At 67.1% G+C, this 21572-nt stretch carries 17 protein-coding genes and 1 tRNA gene; 7 read left to right on the plus strand and 11 right to left on the minus strand.

Annotation, left to right across the window (positions count from 1 at the left end; all coding sequences use genetic code 11):
* The 6 genes from D7X30_RS22275 (at nt 1) to D7X30_RS22300 (ending at nt 4820) form a co-directional block, all read left to right on the plus strand.
* Nucleotides 1-291, plus strand: coding sequence for a hypothetical protein (locus D7X30_RS22275; protein WP_120564946.1), 291 nt, complete (start codon nt 1-3; stop codon nt 289-291).
* A gap of 4 nt (nt 292-295) precedes the next feature.
* Nucleotides 296-1645: an AgmX/PglI C-terminal domain-containing protein gene (locus tag D7X30_RS22280; RefSeq protein WP_120564947.1), complete on the plus strand. Its 1350-nt coding sequence runs from the start codon at nt 296-298 to the stop codon at nt 1643-1645.
* A 47-nt stretch (nt 1646-1692) separates the two neighbouring features.
* A complete protein-coding gene (locus tag D7X30_RS22285; RefSeq protein ID WP_120564948.1) occupies nt 1693-2139 on the plus strand; it encodes a cyclic nucleotide-binding domain-containing protein in 447 nt (148 codons plus the stop codon).
* Between the two features lie 118 nt (nt 2140-2257).
* A complete protein-coding gene (locus D7X30_RS22290; protein ID WP_014394786.1) occupies nt 2258-2821 on the plus strand; it encodes a hypothetical protein in 564 nt (187 codons plus the stop codon).
* 110 nt (nt 2822-2931) lie between these two features.
* Complete coding sequence (locus tag D7X30_RS22295; RefSeq protein ID WP_120564949.1) at nt 2932-4191, plus strand: hypothetical protein; 1260 nt, start codon at nt 2932-2934, stop codon at nt 4189-4191.
* 14 nt (nt 4192-4205) lie between these two features.
* Nucleotides 4206-4820, plus strand: coding sequence for a polysaccharide biosynthesis/export family protein (locus tag D7X30_RS22300; protein ID WP_120564950.1), 615 nt, complete (start codon nt 4206-4208; stop codon nt 4818-4820).
* Here the strand turns inward: D7X30_RS22300 and D7X30_RS22305 are convergent.
* From D7X30_RS22305 to D7X30_RS22330, 6 genes are all read right to left on the minus strand, one after another.
* On the minus strand, nt 4817-5641 hold the full coding sequence (locus D7X30_RS22305) for an inositol monophosphatase family protein (protein ID WP_120564951.1): 825 nt from the start codon (nt 5639-5641) through the stop codon (nt 4817-4819). The genes D7X30_RS22300 and D7X30_RS22305 overlap by 4 nt on opposite strands.
* A gap of 24 nt (nt 5642-5665) precedes the next feature.
* On the minus strand, nt 5666-6250 hold the full coding sequence (locus D7X30_RS22310) for a TlpA disulfide reductase family protein (RefSeq protein WP_120564952.1): 585 nt from the start codon (nt 6248-6250) through the stop codon (nt 5666-5668).
* A 3-nt stretch (nt 6251-6253) separates the two neighbouring features.
* Nucleotides 6254-7723, minus strand: coding sequence for a UDP-N-acetylmuramate:L-alanyl-gamma-D-glutamyl-meso-diaminopimelate ligase (mpl, locus tag D7X30_RS22315; RefSeq protein ID WP_120564953.1), 1470 nt, complete (start codon nt 7721-7723; stop codon nt 6254-6256).
* A gap of 12 nt (nt 7724-7735) precedes the next feature.
* On the minus strand, nt 7736-8899 hold the full coding sequence (locus D7X30_RS22320) for a serine hydrolase (protein ID WP_120564954.1): 1164 nt from the start codon (nt 8897-8899) through the stop codon (nt 7736-7738).
* Entirely contained in the window at nt 8896-9810 is a 915-nt protein-coding gene (locus tag D7X30_RS22325; RefSeq protein ID WP_120564955.1) for an LD-carboxypeptidase, read from the minus strand. Before D7X30_RS22325 ends, D7X30_RS22320 begins: the two co-directional genes overlap by 4 nt.
* Before the next feature lie 157 nt (nt 9811-9967).
* Complete coding sequence (locus D7X30_RS22330) at nt 9968-11161, minus strand: RsmB/NOP family class I SAM-dependent RNA methyltransferase (RefSeq protein ID WP_199724485.1); 1194 nt, start codon at nt 11159-11161, stop codon at nt 9968-9970.
* 141 nt (nt 11162-11302) lie between these two features.
* Here D7X30_RS22330 and D7X30_RS22335 point away from each other — a divergent pair.
* A tRNA-Asn gene (locus D7X30_RS22335) sits at nt 11303-11375 on the plus strand.
* Between the two features lie 871 nt (nt 11376-12246).
* Here D7X30_RS22335 and D7X30_RS42010 read toward each other — a convergent pair.
* From D7X30_RS42010 to D7X30_RS22355, 5 genes are all read right to left on the minus strand, one after another.
* Complete coding sequence (locus D7X30_RS42010; RefSeq protein ID WP_158619323.1) at nt 12247-12408, minus strand: hypothetical protein; 162 nt, start codon at nt 12406-12408, stop codon at nt 12247-12249.
* Between the two features lie 410 nt (nt 12409-12818).
* Nucleotides 12819-15938 carry a reverse transcriptase domain-containing protein gene (locus D7X30_RS41700; protein WP_370051530.1) on the minus strand — a complete coding sequence of 1040 codons (3120 nt, stop codon included), beginning with the start codon at nt 15936-15938 and terminating at the stop codon, nt 12819-12821.
* A gap of 625 nt (nt 15939-16563) precedes the next feature.
* A complete protein-coding gene (locus D7X30_RS22345; protein ID WP_370051532.1) occupies nt 16564-17898 on the minus strand; it encodes a hypothetical protein in 1335 nt (444 codons plus the stop codon).
* Entirely contained in the window at nt 17895-20090 is a 2196-nt protein-coding gene (locus tag D7X30_RS22350; protein ID WP_120564958.1) for a hypothetical protein, read from the minus strand. Before D7X30_RS22350 ends, D7X30_RS22345 begins: the two co-directional genes overlap by 4 nt.
* Nucleotides 20080-21525, minus strand: coding sequence for a hypothetical protein (locus D7X30_RS22355; protein WP_120564959.1), 1446 nt, complete (start codon nt 21523-21525; stop codon nt 20080-20082). The genes D7X30_RS22350 and D7X30_RS22355 overlap by 11 nt, the downstream gene beginning before the upstream one ends.
* Between the last annotated feature and the right edge of the window lie 47 nt (nt 21526-21572).

The following is a 21572-nucleotide window of genomic DNA, read 5'->3' on the forward strand; positions in this document are numbered from 1 at the left end:
ATGCGCCCCGCCCTCCTGCTGCTGCTGCTCGCCGTCTCCGGTCCGTCCTGGGCGGAGGACCCCGCGTCCACGAAGAAGGCGGCGGGCGGCGCGACGCCAGCGCCCCAGGCTCCGGCGACGAAGAAGCCGGCCAAGACCATCCGCCTGGAGGCCATCAAGGTCGAGGGGCGCATCCAGAAGCCGGAAGCCTTCTATTTCCTCGACCGCTCCAAGCCGAGCTTCGACGACCTGAACCGCACGGAGAGCTTCGTGCCCAAGGTGGTCCAGAGCGTGCAGCAGGACCCGTTCTAGATCCATGGCCCTTCAAACCCGCCCCAAGTTGCTGCGCGTCGGCGTCATCCAGGACGGGCGCATCGTCGAAGAGCACCACCTGCTCCACGACTCCGTCACCATTGGCGAGGACGCCCGCAACACCATCGTCATGCCTCCGTCCGAGGCGCGCCCGCCGCGCTTCAAGGTGCTGGAGAACCGCGGCCAGCAGTTCCACCTCATCATCGACGAGCACATGCAGGGCCGCGTCAACCTGGGCTCGTCGGACGTGGACTTCGACGCGCTGCGCTCCCAGGGACTCGCCACGCGCCGCGCGGACGACACCTTCGACCTGCCGTTGCAGGAGAGCGCCCGCGGCAAGGTGGACCTGCCGGACGCCACGCTCTTCTTCCACTTCATCCCCGCGCCCGCGGAGGGCTCCAAGCCCACCCTCCCCCCGGAGCTGAAGGCCAGTCCGTGGCGAACGGTGGACCGCGTCTTCTTCGGCATCCTCCTGTCGATGCTGGTGCTCTATGTGCTGAGCGTCGCGCTCATCGTCGCCCAGCCCACGCCGGTGGAGCGGGAGGTGGAGCTGGACCAGTTGGAAGACCGCTTCGTGCGCGCCATCATCCCGCCCCAGCCCGCGAAGAAGGAGGAGCCCAAGGAGGCGGTCGCCACCGGGGAGAAGAAGCCTGACGAGCCGAAGGCTCCCACGAAGAAGCCTGCCTCCACGGACGCGACGCCCGCGCCCGCCAACAGCGCGGAACGCCGGCAGCAGCTCACGGAGAAGGTGGGCAACACCGGCATCCTCAAGCTGCTGGGCGGCAAGGGCCCCGGCGGCGGGGACGCCATCGCGGACGTGCTCGGGAGCACCGGCAGCGGCGCCAACGTGGCGGAGGCGCTCGCGGGTGCGACAGCGGGTGGCGCGCTCACGGCGGGCTCCGGCGGCGGCAACGGCATCGCCAACCCGCAGGGGGACACCGGCGGCAAGGTGGCGGGCATCGGCGCGACGCAGACCTCCGGCGCGGGCACCGTGGACACCGGCCGCAAGCAGGTCGTCAAGGTGCCCCAGGTCGTGGACTCGGTGCCGGAAGTGGACAGCTCCGAGGTCAAGCCCAAGGACCTGGCCCGCTTCATCCAGAGCCGCAAGGCCTCCATCCAGCGCTGCTACGAGAACGGGCTCAAGCGCGACCCCTCCCTCAAGGGCAAGGTGATGGTCCGCTTCGACCTGACGCCGCAAGGCCGCGCCAGCAACGTGGAGGTGGAGGAGTCCACCCTGCGCTCCGACGAGGTCATCAACTGCATCAAGACCACCATGCGCGCCTGGACGTTCCCTTTCAAACCGAGTGACGACGTCCCCGTCAGCTACCCGTTCATCTTCTCGCCAGGGGAATAGGCTCGACCGTCCGGACCTTCCGGAGGCACCGGACCCGCGGGGAGCACATGGAGAAGCTGGCTGTCATCGCCACATCCCCCCTCTTCGAGATGCTGGCCCCCGCCGAGCTCGCGCGGCTGGCGGAGCTGGCACGGCTGTACCGCTACGCGCACGGCGAGGTGGTGTTCGAGGAGGGCGACCTGGGTGACAGCCTCTTCGTCATCGTGCGTGGCCAGGTGGAGGTGGTGCGCCGGGGTACGAGCAACGAGGTGAAGCCCCTCACCGTCCTGGGCCCGCCGGAGTTCTTCGGGGAGATGGGCCTCATCGACAAGGACCACCGCTCCGCCACCGTGCGCGCCCTGGGCGAGGTGGAGCTGCTCCAGCTCACCGCACAGGATTTGCGGACCTTCCGGCTGGCGCACGCGGACGGCTTCACCTTCATCGTCGTGAACATCGCGCGCAGCCTGTCCGCCCGCCTGCGCGAGGCCAACGCCCGCCTGGCCCCCCAGGACTGACTCCCGGCGTCTGAAAGCCGGACTCCGGGGCGATGGGGCATTGCGTTGACACCCCTCCCCCTCGCTCCTACGCTCGACTCTCGAAGCTTGGGAAGGGCCGGAAGGATTCGTGAGGCGCATGCGCACCCTGGGAATGCTCGCCGTGGTCGGAGGACTCGTCACCTCCGGGATGGCGCTCGCGCAGTCGCCCGCGTCGCCGCCGCGCCCCGCTCCGCCCGCGCTGGACAAGGCCGGTGACGTGCCGGACAGCCAGAAGCTGGAGCGCAGCACGCAGGCCCTGGGCGGCATGCGGGAGTCGCTCCGCCAGGTGTTCGAGAAGGTCGAGGAGGCGCGGCGCACCAAGGACGTGGTGAAGCTCAACTGCGCCAACGAGAAGCTGACGCAGATCAAGGGCCTGCTGCGCATCTCCGAGCAGGCCGACGTCGCCCTCCAGGAGGCCGTCAGCAAGAGCGAGGCGGCGCCCGGCGAGCACGAATTCACCAAGGTGATGATCGCCCAGCAGAAGGTGGGCCAGCTGCGCTCGGAGGCCGAGGAGTGCATCGGCCAGCTCGCCTTCCGCACCGACGAGAACCTCTTCGTGGAGGTGGAGGAGCCCGACAACCTGCCCGGTGGAGATCCCACGCGGCCCCCGCCGCCGCCGGACCTGGTTGTCCGTCCCCCGCCCGCGAGCCCCGTGGACTGAGTGGCTGGCATCCTCCCACCTGCCGCGGTCCCGGCCCTGGACCGTTTGTTCCGGTGCGGGAACCCGCGTGCTATGCCCGCCGTCTCACCACGTGGAGCGCCTCTGACACCATGAAGCAGCCTGGGACATTCCGTCTGGCCCTTGGGGCCCTGGCGCTCGCGGCGCTCCTGCCGCTGACGGCGTCGGCGCAGGCCTTCGCGGGCGGGCGGCCTCCGGGCGGCAATGGCCTGAAGGTGGGCAACGGGCGGCTGCACCCGACGCTGGAGCTGGAGACGCGGCTGGACAGCGGCGTGGGCTACTTCCGCGAGGCGGGCACGGGCCCCCTGTCCCCGGACCTGTCGGGGGAGCTGGCGCTGCACATCCGCCCCGGGCTGATGCTGGACGTGCCGTCCCCCAAGCTGGCCATCGCGCTGCGTGGCAACCTGGACTACGTGGCCTACACGGGCCTGCTCACGACGGGCTCCGGCGCGGCGTCACACCTGGAGGGCGCGGCGGACCTGGCGCTGCGGTTCAACCAGGAGAGCGAGCTGTCCGTGGAGGTGGGCGACGAGCTGACGCGCTCGGACCGCACGCGCACGGCGGCGCTGGGCGCGGGCATCCTCAGCCTCTTCAACGAGGCGCGCGTGAAGGCGCAGTGGAAGCCCGGCGGCGGCGCGCTGGAAGTCACCCCGTCGCTGGCGTACGCGATGGAGTTCTTCGAGCCCCTGGGCGGCATGACGCCCATCGGTTGCACCGACGCCGCGTGTGATCCGCTCGCCGCCAGCCAGTTCAACTACGGCAACCTGCGCCTGGGCGCGGAGGGCCGCTGGCGCTTCCTGCCCAAGACGGCGGTGGTGGTGGACACGGGCCTGCAGTACCGGGGCTACTTCAACGACACCACCACGCCCAGCGCGGCCATCCTGCACGCCATGGCGGGAGTCTCCGGCCTGGTGTCCCCGCGGATTACCCTGACTGCGAAGGCCGGCTGGAGCCAGAACCTGGGCTCGAGCGGCGGCGGCACCATGGTGGGCCAGTTGGAAGGCACGTACCTCCTGGGCCCGTCGCTCACGGTGAAGGGCGGCTACCTGCGCGCCTTCCAACCGGTGGCCGCCTACGGCACCTTCCGCGACGACCGCGTCTACGCGGAAGGACGCTCCGTGATGGGCAGCCGGCTCGCGCTGCACGCCACGGGCGCGCTGGACTTTCTCTCCTTCGCGGGCGGCCGCGGCGACACGCTGGTGACGCTGGACCTGGGGCCCGAGTATCAAATCCGCCCGTGGCTGGTGGGCGCGGTGGGCTACATGCTGGGCACGCGCTCCTCGTCGCTGGGCGCCGCTGGCCTCAACTACACCCGCCACGAAGGCTACGCGCGGGTGTCCGTCTCCTACTGAGGCCTTCCGCGCCCATGCGTTCCTCGCGGCTCCGCTTCATCCTGCCGGTCCTCCTCGCGGTGTTGGCGGCGTGTCACGCGGACACGCGCCCGCCGCCGCCTCCGCCCACGCCCGCATCGGCCGCGGAGGCCGCGGCGACGTCCGGCGGCAACCTGGGCCCCGGGGACGTGGTGGAGGTGCGCGTCTTCCAGGAGCCCGAGCACTCCGGCACCTGGCGTGTGTCGCCGGAAGGCACCATCGACTATCCGCTGTGCGGCAAGGTGTCGCTGTCCGGCCTCACCGCCAGCGCCGCGGCGGACGCGCTGCGCGATTGTCTGGCGCGCTACCTGCGCCGCCCGCAGGTGTCCGTGCTGGTGCGGGAGTACAACTCGCAGAAGATCTTCGTCTTCGGGGAAGTGCAGAAACCCGGCACCTTCCCCGTCACCGGCGAGGTGTCCATCATCCAGGCGATTACGCTGGCCGGTGGCTTCACCAAGCTGGCGGCGAAGAACAACACGCTCGTCACGCGCGTGGTGGACGGGCAGGAGCGCAAGATTCGCGTGCCCGTGGAGGACATTGGCGTGGGCCGCGAGCGCAACTTCCTGCTCCAGGCCGGCGACATCGTCTTCGTGCCGGAGAGCTTCTTCTAGTCGCGCGACGTCCAGCCGATTTCATCCAGGAAGCGCTTCGCCTGGGTCATGAGCTGGGGCGCCAGGTTCGCGCCGCTCGCCAGCACGTCGCCCTTGAGCACGTCGAAGGGCCGCCCGTCGATGTGCACGATGACGCCGCCGGCCTCCGCCACCAGCAGGCCGCCCGCGGCGATGTCCCAGGGCTTGAGGCCGAACTCGAAGTAGCCGTCGAAGCGGCCGGCCGCGACGTACGCCAGGTCCAGCGCGGCGCTGCCGGTGCGGCGCATGCCCTGCGCCAGGAGGATGAGCTGGGAGAAGAGGCCCACGGGCAGGTCCGGGCGCTCGCGCACGTCATAGGGAAAGCCCGTGCACAGGAGCGCCCGCTCCAGCGTGGCCGTGGGGCTGGCCTTCAGGGGCACGCCGTTGAGCGTGGCGCCCTCCCCCTTCGCGGCGGAGAAGAGCTCGTCGCGCATGGGGTCGTAGACGGCGCCCGCCACGGTGCCCTCCGGGCTTTCCACCGCCACGCTGACGCAGAAGTGCGGCACCTGGTGCGAGTAGTTGGTGGTGCCGTCCAGCGGATCCACGATCCAGCGGAAGGTGTCGGAGCCCTGCGTGGCGCCGCTCTCCTCCGCGAGGATGGCGTGGTGCGGGTGGCGCTGGCGCAGGAAGTCCAGGAGCGCGGCCTCGGAGGCGCGGTCCGCGTCCGTGACGAGGTCGATGCCGCCCTTGAACTCGATAGTGCGGTGCTGGGGGAAGCGCTCGCGGAGGATGCCTCCGGCCATGCGGGCGCCCTCCTCCGCGGTGCGGCGCAGCGCGGCGGGCGTTTCCGGTTCGTGGGCCATGGATGCGTTTCCCTCGGGTGCGCGCTAGGAGGCGGGCTCGGCGAGCAGCTGCTCGATTTCCGTCTGGAACTTCTGGAGGAACTCCTCGGCGAAGCCCTCGTGCACGTGCCGGATGACGCCCTTGCGATCAATGAGGAAGGTGGTGGGCATGAGCCGCACCTTCAGCAGGCGCTCGGACACCAGCGCGTTGGCGTCCAGGAGGATGGGCAGCTCCACCTTCGCCTCCTCCAGGAAGGGAGGAATGGCGCGCACGTCCTCGTCCACGTTGAGGGCGTACGCCTTGAAGCCGCGCGAGCCGTACTCCTTCTGGAGCTGCGCGTACATGGGCAGCGCGTCCTTGCAGGGCTCGCACCACGTGGCCCACACGTCCAACAGGACGACCTGTCCGCGGTCGCTCTTCAAGTCATACGGGCTGTTGTCCGGGTAGCGCTTCACCTGGAAGACCAGCGGCTGGCCCGAGGCCTTGTTCGACGACTCCAGGGCGGAGCTGCTGGAGCGCGTCCCGTCACCGGTGCGGTCCGTGAGCGGCGGCAGTGACGAAGGCGACGACGAGGCACAGCCCATGGCGAACGCCAGGGCTCCCAGCGAGAGGAGGAACGGGCGGCGCATGGCTCAGGTTCCCTTCCCCGCCCGGGCCTTCAGGGCGGTGAGCAGCTTGTCGATGAAGCCCCCGAAGGAGCCGTTGCTCATGACGAGCAGCACGTCGCCGGACTTCGCCTCGGAAGCGACGCGGTCCACCAACGTCTGCACGTCGGTGGCGCCGTCCGCGGCGATGCCCTGGCCCTTGAGCGCTTCGATGAGCTTGGGGACGTTGAGCTCCTCGCCCTCGGGCACCTTGTCGTGGCGCTCGGGCACCTTGAGGCTGGCGCGCGCGGCGCCGGGGAAGGCGTGCGCGTAGTCCTCCTGGTGGATGTTGCGGCGGCTGGTGTTGGAGCGCGGCTCGAAGATGGCCCACAGAGGCCGGTCCGGGTAGCGGTGGTGGATGGCGGCGATGGTTTCGCGCACGGCGGTGGGGTGGTGCGCGAAGTCGTCCACCACGAGCACGCCGTCCACCTCCGCGCGCACCTCCTGCCGGCGCTTCACGCCCTGGAAGGTGGACAGGCCCTGCTGGATTTCGGCGAAGGAGAGGCCCAGGCCGCGCGCGGCGGCGATGACCGCGAGCGCGTTCTCCACGTTGTGCGCGCCGGACATGGGCAGCGTCACGGTGCCCAGGTCCTGGCCCTTCTCCACGACGTTGAAGCGGGCGCCCTCGGGACCGAAGGAGATGTTCTTCGGCGTGTAGTCCGCGTCCGCGCCCTCCTTGGCCACGTAGGTGCTGACGGGCGCGGTGCCTCCGCGCGCGATGCGCACGGCGTTGGGGTACGCGGCGCAGACCACGAGCTGGCCGTCCTTGGGCACCAGGCGCACGAACTTCTCGAACGTGGCCTCGTAGTGGGGCAGGTCGCGGAAGATGTCCGCGTGGTCGAACTCCACGCTGGTGACGATGGCGGTGCGCGGCCGGTAGTGGAGGAACTTGGAGCCCTTGTCCCAGTAGGCGGTGTCGTACTCGTCGCCTTCCACGACGAAGTGCGGGCCCTTCCCCACGCGGTAGTTGCCCGCGTAGTTCTGGGTGACGCCGCCCACGAGGAAGGACGGGTCCTTGCCCGCGGCCACCAGCACGTGGGCCATGAGCGAGGACGTCGTCGTCTTGCCGTGCGTGCCGGCGACGACCACGGAGTGCGAGCGGTCCAGGAAGAGCGTGCCCAGCGCGGCGGGGAAGCTCATCTGCTTCAGGCCCCGCTCGCGCACGGCGGTGGCCTCCGGGTTCACGCGGCGGATGACGTTGCCGATGATGACCAGGTCCGGCTTCGCCGAGTCCAGGTTGGCGGGCGCGTACGGCGTGCTGACGGGGATGCCCCACGTGCGGAGCATGTCGCTCATGGGCGGGTAGACGTTCTCGTCGCTGCCGGTGACGTCGTAGCCGGCGGCCTTGAGCATGCCAGCGAAGGAGCCCATGCCGGTGCCGGCCACGCCCACCAGGTGGATGCGGCGCACGGACTGAGGGTCGAGTGAGTCGAGGACGTTGCCGTTGTCGTCAGCCATGCTGCGGTTTCCTCAGGGGAGGACGTGGAGGTCGAGCGCCTCCACGACGAGCTCGTGGAAGGCGGGGCGGAAGTCGCGGATGCGCAGGTCCTGACGGCCCTGGGCCACGCGGTTGGTGATGAGCGCGACGACGAGCGACCGCCTCAGGTCCACCCAGAGGCTGGTGCCGGTGAAGCCCAGGTGGCCCACCGCGCCCGGAGGCGTGTCGCCGATGAAGCGGCCCGCGCTGGAATGGCCCTTCGACGGAGAGTCGAAGCCCATGGAGCGGGTGCTGCCGGCCACGAGCGGATCCGTGGAGAGCGCGCGGTGCCACAAGGGCCCCGGAGCAATCGCGGCATGCGTGCCCGCGGCGCCCTCCAGCACGGCCTGGCCGAAGCGGGCCACGTCCACGGCGGTGCCGAAGAGGCCCGCGTGTCCCGCGACGCCGTCCAGCACCCAGGCGTTGTCGTCATCCACCTCCGCGGGGCGGGACGGCTGCGAAGGCACGTCCTTCCACAGCGACTCCTGGCCGGGAGCGGGTTCGCGCGGACGCATGGCGCCGGTGGGTGCGGTGGCGCCGTCTGCGGGGAAGTCGGTGAGGCGGTGGAAGCGGGCCTTCAGCTCCAGCGGCTCCGCGACGTGGCGGTGGAAGAGCACGTCCAGCGGAGCACCACCGGCGCGGGCGAGGATGTCACCCAGGAGGATGAAGCCCACGTCGCTGTACACGGACTTCGTGCCCACGGGCGCGTCGAGCGGCGTGGCGGCGGCGGCGTGCAGGACGTCCGCGTGGACCTGCGCGCGGACGGAGGCAGGGCAGCCGGCGTCGAGCAGCTCCGGGTGGGCCTTGAGTGCCTCCGCGAAGAACGGGACGAAGGCCGGCAGTCCGGAGCGGTGGTAGAGCAGGTCGGCGACGGTGACACCCGCATCGCCCGCGGGCGACCCGGGGAAGTAGCGGGACACGAGCGTGTCCGGGCCCACCTTGCCCTCGGTCCACAGGCGCAGGAAGAGCGCGGTGGTGGACATGGCCTTGGTGAGGGACGCGAGGTCGAATCTCGTATCGCCCTTCACGTTGCCGGCGACGCCGCCGAAGACCTGCATGCCCTTGTGGAGCACCACGGCCTGGGCGGACGGGAAGATGCCCAGCTCCACGCCGTCATCGAGCACGGCCTGGAGGTTGGCGATGGGGTGCTGGCTCATCCGGGGCTCACCGCGCCTTCGAGGAAGGTGAGGCGCGCGGCGTCCGCGTCCAGGCGCACGTGAGTGCCCAGGGCCACGGGGTAGTTGATGGCGCCATGGCCGATGGGGAAGCCCGCGGCGCAGGGCAGCTTCGCGTCGCGCGCCAGCTCACGGAGCACGTCCGCGCTGGAGTAGTTCGCGTCCTTCTCCTCGCAGGCGGTGAAGTCGCCCAGGACGATGCCGCGCACGCGGGAGAAGACACCGGCGAGCCGCAGATGGGTCCACATGCGGTCGATGCGGTAGGGGCGCTCGGTGACGTCCTCCAGGAGGAGCACGGCGCCGTCGAGCGGCGGCATGTACGGCGTGCCCAGGAGCCGGGAGAACACGGACAGGTTGCCGCCCACGAGGACGCCCTCGGCGGTGCCGGGGACGTAGGTGGCGTTGCCGTTGAGGGGCGGCGGGGCCTCCGCGGATTCGAGCAGGCGGAAGAAGTAGTCGTGGACCTGGGTGGACTGGCGGCCCAGCTGCGTGAGCACGGGCGCGTGGATGGAGACGCGGCCGAGGGCCTGGAGCGCGCAGTGGATGGACGTCAGGTCGGAGAAGCCGGTGAAGGCGACGGGGCCGGCCTTGTCGATGGGCAGCTCCGGCAACAGGCGAGAGCTGCCATAGCCGCCCCGGGCGCAGAAGATGGCGCGGGAGGCGCGGTCGAGGAACGCATGCGACAGCTCCTCCTGGCGGCGGACGTCATCCCCGGCGAGGTAACGGTGCGAGGCGCCGATATCGGGCCGGACCACCGGGGAGTAGCGCTCGGAGAGGATGCGCAGGCCTGCCTCGAAGGGGGCCTGTTCGAAGGGGCCCGCGGGGGCGACGACCTGCACCGTGTCGCGGGGACGGAGCGGAAGGGGCTTGAGCCAACGCACGCAGCGCTTCATAGCACCCGGTGCGAGGGTGAAACGGTGTTTCAGGGAGGCCGGGGCCCGAAGCGTTGAGTACCGCAGGACGGAGGAACGAGGCCCCGTGGAGCGCTCGTCCGCCCGCCCGTCACCGGAAACCTGTCCGACTGTCGGACAGGTTTGGCGTCGGCCCGCCCTACCCCTCCACGTTTCGTTCCAGCACCGCGGCGAAGAACCCATCCGTGCAGTGGCGGTGCGGGGTGACGAAGAGGAAACCGTCCTGGACGCACGCATCCGGAAGCCACCCGGCGCCCGGAGTGACGGCCCGGAAGTCAGGGCGGGAGCGGAGGAAGTCCGCGACCACGTCCTGGTTCTCCGCCCGGTTGATGGTGCACGTCGCGTAGACGACCCGGCCACCGGGGCGCACCACGTCCCCAGCGCGGGCCAGGATGTCCCGCTGGATGGCGGTGTACCGGGAGAGCGAGTCCGGGGTGAGCCGGAAGCGGAGGTCCGGGCCGCGGCGGAGCGAACCCAGCTCGGAACAGGGAGCATCCGCGAGGACACGGTCGGCGTTGAGGCCCGGCGACGGAGGCGTCCGGAGCACCTGGACGCGGTTGAGCCCGGCACGGGAGGCGCGCTGCTGGAGCCGGTCCAGCCGTTCCGCATCCGGGTCGTAGGCGAGCAGCCGGCCGGAGTCCTTCATGGCCGCGCCCAGTTGGAGCGTCTTGCCCCCTGCCCCGGCGCAAAGGTCCAGCACGGTCTCCCCAGGCTGAGCCTCCACGAGGAGCCCCAGGAGCTGGCTGCCCTCGTCCTGGACCTCGAGCAGGCCTTCACGGAGGGAAGGCAGGGCATAGAGGTTCGGTCGGGGTCCGTCGACATGAAGGGCCAGCGGGCTCCAGGCCCCAGGGCGGGTCGTGACACCCTCGGAGGCCAGCCGCGAGGCCAGGGACTCACGGGAGATGCGGGCCGGGTTCACCCGGAGCGTGATGGGACCCGGAACGTTGAGATGGGCGCAGAAGTCCTCCGCCTCCGTCCCCAACTCACGGACGAAGTGGTCCGAGAGCCAGTCCGGCAACGAGGCCCGGAGCGCCAGCGACGGGGGCGTCCCGATCCGCAAAGGCACCGGAGCCGCCAGCCCCACCCACGACGCGGCCTCCGGGGCGGAAACACCCACCAGGCCATGCAGGAGCGCGAACAGGAGCTGGGAGGGCGGCGCATCCGGCGAGTCCAGGAGGAACCCCAGGCGGCGGCGCCAGAGGCCCACGTTGAAGACGGCCTCCTTCAGTGCCTGGCGTCCCTCGCGGGACAGGTCGCGATGGGAGCGCAGGGTCCGGTCAAGGACGCGCTCGGCGGGGTCGCCCGAGAGGACACGGGCAAGCGCCTCGGACACGACAGGGCTCAGTCCCTGGAGCGCGGACCAGGGCTGCGAAGTAAGCCGGGAGATCGGATCGAACAGGACAGTTGACAGGGCAGGCTCGGTTCTCTAGAAGTCGCATCCGTCACGGCAACGCACCGCCGCGACGGGACATATTCCCCGATAGCTCAGCTGGTAGAGCGGGTGACTGTTAATCACCATGTCCGTGGTTCGAGTCCACGTCGGGGAGCTACTTGAAGGGCCCTACCAACTGGTAGGGCCCTTTTTGCTTAACAAGGGCCTCGCGATGACATCGCGGGGCCTTCGTGCTTAAGCCGCTGAATCCCAAGGGATTCTGGCTCGCGGTGCTGAAGAGGGCGCTCTCGGCTCTCTACCCCGCAGAGCGAGATGCCCCCGCTCCGCCGCTGCAGATTGGGCCCTCTGGACCGCTCTTTCACCCGTTTTGGGGAGAGAGAGGCCGAGAGTGGTTAACAGTTTTGTTAACCACCGCAGGCAACCGATTCTGATAATCCAGGGCTTTCGATGTCGTACCTTCCAGGATTACGCCATTTCCCTTTTTCAGAATGACGAATTGGGCCACCTGTTAAGCGAGAGAGCGAAACGCGGCTGGTAGTTACCGGGTATTCACGATTTCGTCGCGCGGCGCAGATTCTCCGAGACAGCTCTCAGGCTGCTGTCTCGGCCGCGCTTCTCGACCGGAACAGCCCTCTGTCCCGCCTCTCTGCTCTTCTCCACGCGGTGCGCGTGCCCCTGAATGAGGCTTCTGGACCGAGAAGACAGCCTGAGGATGCGCCCGCGTTCGCCCCCTCATGTGCTGAGCGTTCTAGTGGCCCGCGCAGAAGTCCGCCGCGACCGGCCCACGACGGCTCCGCTTGTCTACCGAGGCGGGGCTGCGCTGTCGTCAGCGAGAGGCTGTGCGTGAACGAGAACCAGTCGCGTAGGCGGCAACAGCAGCGCCACGGCTCCCCGAGACGTTTCGAGCCAGGCGCGCCGCCCAAGGAAGAACGTCTGGAGAAAGCCGCACCCGCCCCAGCTCCACCACCGAAGTTCCACGCCTCCGTCCTTCCAGCCGGCGGCAAGCCACTCATCCTCGCGCTGCGTTAAGCCGAGGGCGTCACCGCCGCCGGCTGGAACGCATCCCGGTTCTCTCCGGGCCGGGCCCGCTCGTTGCGCGTCGGCTGCCGAGGCCCTGCCTGGTCCTCGACGCGGTCCTGTGCCCTCGGCTCGACGGGACGTGAGCCGTTGCAGTGAATGGTCGTCATGTTGGCTCCCCCCATTCCTCGCGGAGCGGCATCTTGAGAGACACGGTGCCGCTCGACGTTCACCGTTCACCGTTCACGAATTTTATTTTGGGAGGGCCTGGAGTTGCGCGCCCCTGGATTCGGGTGACCCGGGCGGGTCACGTCTCGACCTCCATGACGCGGTGAACTCGGCGAGCACCTGGTATCCCGGCCCCTGCGAGCCCAAATGGATGTGTTCCTCGCGTTCCGGGTCAGGGCTGGGTGGACTGACGTCTCAGGCTCATTGCGTGTCCATCCGGCCAAGGACAGAGCGAGCTGTCCGGGAGCGCAGCGAGCACCTCGGCTCGTCCGCGCAAGTCACGCAACACCGGAGCAATCCACGCAGCCAAGAGGTCAAGAGGTGGTACGCAACAACGTAGACAAGACTCCAATCAGCTCCCGCCCCCATTGGGAGACTGTCGTTCTGCCTTGATCTCAAGAGGTTGCGGAGCCGCTTCATCTCCGCCTGTCTTCGAAGGGGGGCGGCTCGGCACAGGAGCGAAGGAAACCATGCCAGGGGGCATAGGTTTCCATTCAGGCCAATCCTCGTGAATCGTCTTTCGCTCGTGTTCGTAGAGACTAGGGTCTGCGCGGTATTTTCGCAGGAGCCCAATCTGAAGATCCACAACGACCGTCTCATTCTGTCCCCGAGCAATGAGGCGCGAAGCTTCACGCCTCCATGGATCTGAGTAAGGGCCACGAACGCGACAATCCGAGTAGATGCCGTTGTTGGCCACCCCGACAAAGCTATGTAGTTCTAGCGCCGTCGAATGAACCAGGTACTCGAAGCTGGTGACGTCCTTATTCCAGGCGGGCACTAACAACAGATCAACACGCCCAAGTAAGTTTGATCTGGCATCAACCTCGAGCAGTTCACTGCAAATCAGGGGAATGAAACGACCATGTTCGCTGTGAAGCACGGTAAATCGACGATCTGTCGCACGCGTCGCGAATTCAAATTTCTCCTTACGGAGTAGAGGTGCCTCGTGGTGCGCTGGTCGACGCTTTGTCCAGATCCAACCCGCTGCGGACATATATGCACGAGGAACAAAGGCAACCGCCTCATTGTACACCTTATCACCAACAACCTCATATTCGACGCCAGCGATCAACGAGAGCGACGGCTCGTTGTTGCCAATATGCCGCACCACCTCACGAAGCCAACGGCGAGGCAATGAGAGTTCAGGCAGGACAAGCATCGTTGCTATGCCCCGTTGCTTCGCTCGCCCCGCAGCCTCGATTGCTTGATTGAGAACCCTTGAGAGTCGGCCTTGACGCTCTCTGCTCAACACAGGCGAGGTGAGCGAGGATTGCCACCATTCGTCTTCGGTACACAGATTTCCAAGAACCAACTGAGCCTCGCCCAGGCTGTCAGCAGAGTGCCCCTTGGGGGGAATGGCGACAACCGCAGCCCCTCCTTCGATCTCTTCCATTGCAGATGCTGAATATCTGGTTCCGCGGACCGCATTGACAACGCAAACAAGATCGACAAGGGAGTGCTCGGCGCGAAGCCATCGCAACATGATGTCGGCGTAACTAGGTGGCCGAGCGAGCAGCAGCAGATCAATCTCACTCAGGTTGGAGTAAATCGGGTCCCCTATCTTCTCACATGCATTGCGAAACTCCCTGATTCTCATCACTCTTTCGGAGTCACCCTGAGAGTCGATTGCCTCATCTCTCAAGGAGGCCAGGGCCTCTGGTGGGCGCACGGCCAGGGCGCACCCCATGTAGAAGTCTGTCTCTCTATCAACCCATCGCAAGTCAGAACTGGAGAGCAGTTGTGCATATCGCAAGAGCGTATCAGGAGAGAGGGCTTTCTTCCGAAAGCTAAATCCATCGTCGAGAACTCGGACTCCTCGACAACTAAATCCCTGCTCATTAAATAGCGCAGAGCTGCAGATGGTCTCCATGAGCAGCTCCGCAACCCATTCTTGCAACCTTTTGCGAGCGAGGGATGCGGCAATTTTGTTTGGACCCCAGTGAACCCTGATAGAGCGTCCATGGTCACCGGCCAGTCCGGCAACTCGACTCCACAGAGAGTCGAACACTTCATTGGCCGTCTTGACATCGCCAGCAACTAGCGCGGCAGCAAGAATCTTGTTGGATTGATCTAGAAGGTCCACCCATCGGGACCAATCGGTTGCTATTCGGCCGACCGTTCCGAGATGCAATCGCGAGAACTTACTGGCCTCTTCACGCGACAGCATCGCCGCTGCGGTCATGACCTTCTCGCAAACCGAACTCACAGCAAGTTTTCGGAGATTAAGGGCATCTGCCTCGCGAAGTGCCCGAATCGGCTCTGCTCCAGGCGAAGCAGACATCAAGTGTTGCAAGTGCTCACTTCGAGGATCAAGAAAGCGTCGGCGCTCGCTGGAGACAAGTTCTAGCTCGCCAGCAACAGCACCTAGATATTCTAGTCCTTGGGGCCCCTCGAGATTGAATACTCTTAACTTTGCTGCCTGGATTTCAAAACTGGAGCCAGTTCGCCCAATGGCCTGCCCATCCAATACATATCGACCCGTACTTCCTTGCTCCTGACTCAGGGGTAGAAGATGGGCGATGAGCTCATGGGGAGCCAATGCAGGTGTTTCCTCTCGCCGCTGCACGATGAGGATATCATCAACATAGCGACCGTAATAGGTGACGCCAGGCCGCGCCGAAATGACATCATCAAACTCACACAGCGCCAGATTCGCAATCAACCGAGCAGTCAAGGAGCCGACAGGAACTCCTATGGTGGACTCTACTCCAATTGCCTCTCCAACATGAGCGCGGTAGCGCCCAAATGCATCAAGCAGCCCCTGGGTTGAGTCAGCATACTCATCTGGGTTAAAAGGAATTCCACCCCAAAGCGCGGCGCGCTTGATTTTGTGGATAAACGACTCTTCAATCAAGAAGCGCGGATCGATGCAGTCAAAATAGCTAGCCAGGTCAAGGGCGGCCAAGGTGCATCGGCCACCCTCATGCGTTAGCAACAAGCGCGCCTCGGCAAGTGCTGCTTCGCGAAAAGAGCGATACGCTGGGACCCAGTACTTATAGATTCTGCGACCGGCGACAGGTATTCGAGCCGGCATCCCTCGTACGTCAAGTCGGTTTGCGAGACATGACGGCGTCAGCATGGCATCAAGTGCTGGGCCATAGGCACGGAGCCAGAGCACCTCGCTAATGGCGAATTCAGGACTCGGCTCTAGCAGGACCCGAACATTCAATCTCCCGATTCTATGCTCAATCGGCTGTTCTGGGATCGATATGAAAGAACTATTGCTCTTGGGGGGATCTCGACGCCCTATGGACTTCGGACGGACCCACACTCGCCCGATCCTCTCGGACCTGAATATTCGATCAGATGTCACCCCTCGCTCACCGAGCGCCTTTAGGTTGACAGCCAAGTTTTGTTCGAACTGAGCAAAGTTGAGTCGACCCGTACCACGGCGCTCAGCCGCCACTTCGAACTTGGCCAGTCGATAGGACCAAAGCAGATGATCTTGTAGAATGGGCAACCCGGAGGCCATGCGTTTCAGGATTTGAGCCGGAGGATGCTAGGCCGAGGGTAGGCCAACTCCTCCATGAGTGGATTTTCGGCAGTGTCCGTCATTCGAGAAGCAACTCCTTGTAACGGGTCGCCTGGCCGTCAGTGAGATACTTTCTGGTCCGAGCCATCTGTTGCCACTATCGGGCGCAGGCCTCAATGCTCACATGCCTCGTCCCCTGCTGAACAAGCATATTCGTACGCGACGACTGCTGGGAGGAGTCGTTGGCGCACCGGAGGGGTCCTGTTCACCCCATCTCTGCCCACAATCCGGGGGACGGAGTCGGGCCGCATTGCGCCAGACGAGCAGTGGTGAATGCTTCGTGGCGACCTATCCAAATTTCATCACCATCTGTGCCTACCCAAAATTCGGTCGCTGCGTCACGGGTGCATCAAGGCCACATTGGGCAGAGCGTCAAGGCAAGTGAGCGACGCGCCGGTACGACCGTCACCACGACGAGAGCCGCCGTTATACCGAGGATGCGTGGGCAAAATTAGACAGACGCTGGCCGACTGGCGCCTGTGGCCATGCCCCCAGCGCGACTCGCCTCCCTTTGGACTGCGCACCAGCCAGCACTGACTGGCGCGCGAGGAGCGGCAGCTCCCAGTCAGGGGCGGTAACGCTCCGCCTCATGGAAGAACTGGGTGAGCGAATACTCCAACAGCGACTGGCGGGACTGCATGTACCGACGCGCACGGAGGAAGGGCAGCCAGACGCGCTTACCAACGCGCACCTGGGACTCTTCCCTCTTCTGCCGCGGAACCCACGTGCCCCCCAGCCGCCGCACCAACACGCCGCCCAGGAATGCCCCGAGAGCCGGAGCTGTGTGCTCGTCGATGAGGTCCCGCTCATACCGCTCCGGGAAGTTCTCCCGCCAGAAGTAGAAATCGAGGTCAGTGAGGGACTCGGGCGTCGCGTCGAAGATGCTGGGCACCTTCGTGTGCAGCGCTGCCACGAGTCCTTCAGACAGGTCTCCGTAAGATTCGAGGACGCGCTCCGGATTCGCCACGTCCGATGGAAGGGCAACCGGCAGCCACTCTTCAGGCACAGGAGGCCGGAAGGCGTTGAGCTCGGCAGTCTTCCGTTGCCGCTCGCTGATGGCGAATTCGTCCGGCAGCCGCGAGAGGAGCGGCGCCAGGTCAGGGTGGAAGCGGGGTTCCACCGGAGCGAGCGCGGCACTGCGCTCACGCAGCGTTCGCAGCACCGTGTCGAAGTCGAGGTCTGGCCGCAGATGGACATGCGCACGGGCCTGCGCCACGCGTGCATCCTCACTGGCGAAGTCGGCGGCAGTGGGCCTCAGCACCAGGAGGACGGAGCCATTGGGCAGCTCCTCCACGAGGTGCGCAGGAGTCGAGAGCATCCGCTCACGACCCACGCTCTCCACGAGATGGGAGCCGAAGACGTTCAGCCAACACAGCTCATAAACCTTGTCGAAGCCATCCCTCCGAGACACCTCAGCTTCACGACCGAAATGAGGGAAGCCCGCCAACTCGCGGTCAGCCATACTGTGTGCGGCAGCATAGGAAGCCGGATAGTGAGTCGCCCAAGCTCGGACCATCTCGACGATCCCTCTACAGTCCCCTTCGTTCGAGAAGTGAGCGAGCGGTTGTACATCGAGCCAGACGTTGATCTCAGAAGGGTGGGGCGGCAGCCAGAGTTCAAGCGTCAACTCCACAGCAGGAGATTCTGCGCGGTAAAGCGCGACAGACGCGCTGTCATCGTCGCGCCGCTCTTTCAGTGCCTGCCAGAAGGCAGCGCGTGCATACCTTCGTTTCCGCGCCCCCTTGACGATATCGGGAGCCCAGTCCCCTGCGCACTTTTCAAGTGCATTGAGAAACGGGACAAGCTCAACCTCCATTTCAGTTTGGTCCCTGAACGTGCCATTGAGGGTGAGCAGAAGGTGATCAACTTCGCTCGTGCAGGGAGTCTTCGGGGCACTCATTGGACCAGCACCTCCACTGCGGGAACTTTCCTCTGCGTGCGTCTCAATGCGGTCTCCCAAGCTTCCGGTTTCGTAGGCTTGAGAGTCCCTTCATAAACGAGGCGAACCCTCTGGACTCGTGCCTGCTGTCGCATCCCTTCTCGGAGGATGTTTAATTCACCACCGTAATACCGCAGAGCGCTGCTCGCGTCCGTAGTCATTTGTGCAGCCAGGGAATCCTTGTCCAACGCCTTAAGGTCCCGACTCTTGAAGCTGAACGTCTCCACCCGAGGTGGCTGACCCGGGGAGGGTCTTTCTTCGATGACGAGCACGTCCGCGAAGCGGATGTCCGCCTTCGCCACCCCCACATGCGTCTCGATGCGCGGCTGGTCGAAGTCCTTGAGCCACCTCCGCTTCGCCCGCGGCAGGGCCGCGTCCGCCTCCAGGATGGCAACCATAGTCCTCTCGAAGTCCAGGCCCCGAGCGTACCTGTCTCTCAGCACCTGGTAGCCAGCCCACTTCAGGGGCCCCTTCTCCGCGATCCCCTGCTTGATTTCCGCGGCCCTCGTCTCCAGGTACGCCACGTAGTCGGCCCAGAGGGGCTCCGCAGTGACTTCGGCAGGAGCCGCCTTCCGCAGAGCCTCGCGGTGCCTCGCCAACTCCGCCACCTCCATCGACAGTCGCTCTCCCGGGAACTCCGCCTCCAACTGCTTGAACTTGGCCTCCGCCACTTCGGCCGGGAGGCCTGCCGCCTCAGGTGGCATGGAGGGCCGAGTACCGCCCCTTCTCCCGGAGCCCCCGCCGGCCGTCGCGACACTCGGGGGCTCGCGGGACCGCACCGCCAACGTGGCCTGTGCTTGAGCCACGTTGCCTCGCGCCTCGTGAAGAGCCAGCGCGCCGGCTTCGCCCCACTCCGCCACCAGAATGGCTGCGCCCCGGTCCTGCTGGAGGTAGCGGGCCAACTCTCCCACGACGCCCTCGCCGACTCGCGCCTCCAACCTCTCCAGCACTGCCTTCAGTGCCTCCACGCGGGACACCACCGCCTGGAGGCGAGCGCGCTCCAACCGGGAGACGCCAGCTTCACGGAATGCGCTCGCCCCCTTCCCTCCCGCGTACAGGCCCACCATGAGGGCCGCGGGCGCCAACTGCCGCGTGGCCTCCTCGTACTCCCCCTTGGCGAGAGAGGCCCCGCCCTGCGCCGTCCCCGCCACCAGGTGGTAGAAGCCCAGCGGCACCCCGAAGGTGAGGTGGTCGAAGGACGCCAGGGCCACGTTGCCCGGCGCGAAGGCCCCCAGGAATTGGGCGTTCTCCACATCCTGGTACGCTTCCTGGTAGAGCGGTGGGAGCTGCGCGGGCAGGTAGGACGCCTCCACGCCCCGGAGCCCACCGACAACTGGAATGGAGGCCCTGACGTCATCCGCGGCCCTCCCCAGTCCCCGCGCGATGTCGCCAGCACGGAAGTCCCGCTCCGGGAAGTCGGTGAGGGCCATGCCTCGCTGCTTCAGCTCCTCGCGCACCACCTCCATGGCCCCCAGGGCGCGCTTGAGCAGCTTGTCCTCGGCCAGCAGGCGCAGCAGCTGCCTCACCTCGTCGTCGTGGGTGGTGTGCAGGACGAAGAGGGCGAGGACTTCCGCCTTGGCCAGGCCGTGCTTCTCGACGGCGGTGGCGAGGAAGGCCGCGCGCTTCTTGAGGAGGACGCGGGCAGCCTCGGACTCCAGGGGGCCCAGGGCGCCCAGCCGGACGGCGTTCCAGTCCGAGAGGGCCTCTACCAGCCGGGGCATGTCCGCCTGGCGCTGCAAGGCCAGGAAGGCTGCGGGCGTGGTGCACGCCAGGAAGGGCGCCAGCACCTCGTCCTCCGAGTCCAGGTGCGGCCACCCCGAGGGGACGTCCCCGCACACACCTGCCAGGGCCCCCACCACTCGCAGGGGTGCCGTCTCGCCTCCGCCGGGATTCGGGGGAGACGGCGTGGCCCGGCGGCGGTGCAGAAGCGGTCCGGCTGCGGACTGCTCGTCGTCGAAGTCCTCGTGGGCGTCGTCCTCGGGGAGACTCGCGACGGCAGCGCGCCCCAAGGCCGTCATGGGTGTCGAGGCCGAGACGACAGCCAGGGTGCCCCCAGGGCCCGCCCGAGAGGGCAGCGAGGCACACCCCGACGTGAGGAGTGCCAGGGCCAGCACCAGGCCGGCTCCGCCGCGCAGCAGTCGCTCAGCGCGCATTGTCCACCCCCAGCCCCAAGGCCGCGAAGGCCCCCGGCCGCAGCGTCCCCTCCAGCGTGGGAAACAGCAGCGTGCCACCCTGCCCCAGCGCGTAGAGGTTGCCTCCCAGGAAACGCCATCGGGCCTCCCCCGAGACGACGTAGCGCGCTCCCGACTGGCCCATGGCCGTCGCCAGCCCACCGACACCCAGGCTCAAGTCCCGGTGGAAGAGCTGCGCCTCCACCCGCCCGTCCACGTCCACCCGGCCCCAGGAGAAGGCCTCCACTCCCAGGGAGAGGAAGAGGTGTCGCTGGCGCATGCCACTCAGCCGCACCGCGTCCCAGTTGAGAATCACCTCCCCGTAGGCGGAAGCTCCCTCCGGGAAGGACGCTTCCGCCAGCGGCACGGAAGCCGGGCCCGCCACCTGGAAGCGCGCCAACTCATAGTCCGGGCCGAAAGCGCCCTGGCGGAAACCTCCGCGCTGAAGGCGGCCTTCCAGGCGCGCGCGCATGTCCACCGTCGACGTCAGCGCATCCACGCCCACGCCCACCACCGCGCCCCAGGCTCCGCCCTCGCCCGGGCGTCCACCCCAGCCGCCCAGCAGGTGCGCCTCCACCCTCTGCCCCTTGCGCCCTCGCCGCAACACCACGGCGGTGGCGTCCACGTGCGCCAGCGTCATGGGCCGCGCGGTGCCGTCCATCCGCCCCCAGTCATGCACCGCCGACAGCGCCAGCGTGTAGCGGCCCGGGACAGGGGGCCGGCCGAAGAGGACGTGCTGCACGTCCAGGGCCACCTCCGCCCCCGCCAGGCGAGCGCTCAACACGTCCGAGGCGAAGGCCTCCGCGTATACCGGCCCCAGTGTCCCCGTCGCGATGACGCCGGCCGGGTGGTAGTCGGGGTTGACGCGGTTGCCGTAGCGCCGCACCAGGTGCCCGGACAAGAGGGAGTAACCCTCCATCATCCCCAGCCACACCGAGTTGGGCGTATCCCCTCCCACCATGAAGAGGCGAACCACCTGCCCCCAGTCGGACAGCGTGTCCCAGTCCTCCTTCCTCACGAGGCCCGCGCCCTCCCCTCCACCCCACAATCGCAGCCGTACCGGCACCCCGAGAATGAGGCGCAACGACTCTCCTTTCCCCAGGGCCACCATGGGCTCCACCTGCACGAAGCCTTCTTCGGCGCCCTCGCCCCTCCGAGGCAGCAACGTCAACGTCGCCGCGTCCATGCGCAGCAGGTTCGTCCACGGGGGTACCGAGTCGGACGTGGCGGGCGACGAGGCATCCTCCTTGGAAGGAGCCTCGTCCTCGTCTTCCTCGCCAGAAGACTTGTCCGAGATGGCCTCCTCCAGCCTGCGCGCGATGGCGTCGAAGTCCTCCGGGGCGACAGCCTCCTGCGCCCATCCCGCCCCGGGCGACAGCAGCAGCAAGACGACGGCCCAACTCCAATGCATGCCCATCGACGCCTCCATGGAAGACGCCCAGCAGGGGCGCTCAGGACAGAGGT

This window comes from Corallococcus sp. AB011P (genome assembly GCF_003611605.1).
GTDB lineage: Bacteria > Myxococcota > Myxococcia > Myxococcales > Myxococcaceae > Corallococcus > Corallococcus coralloides.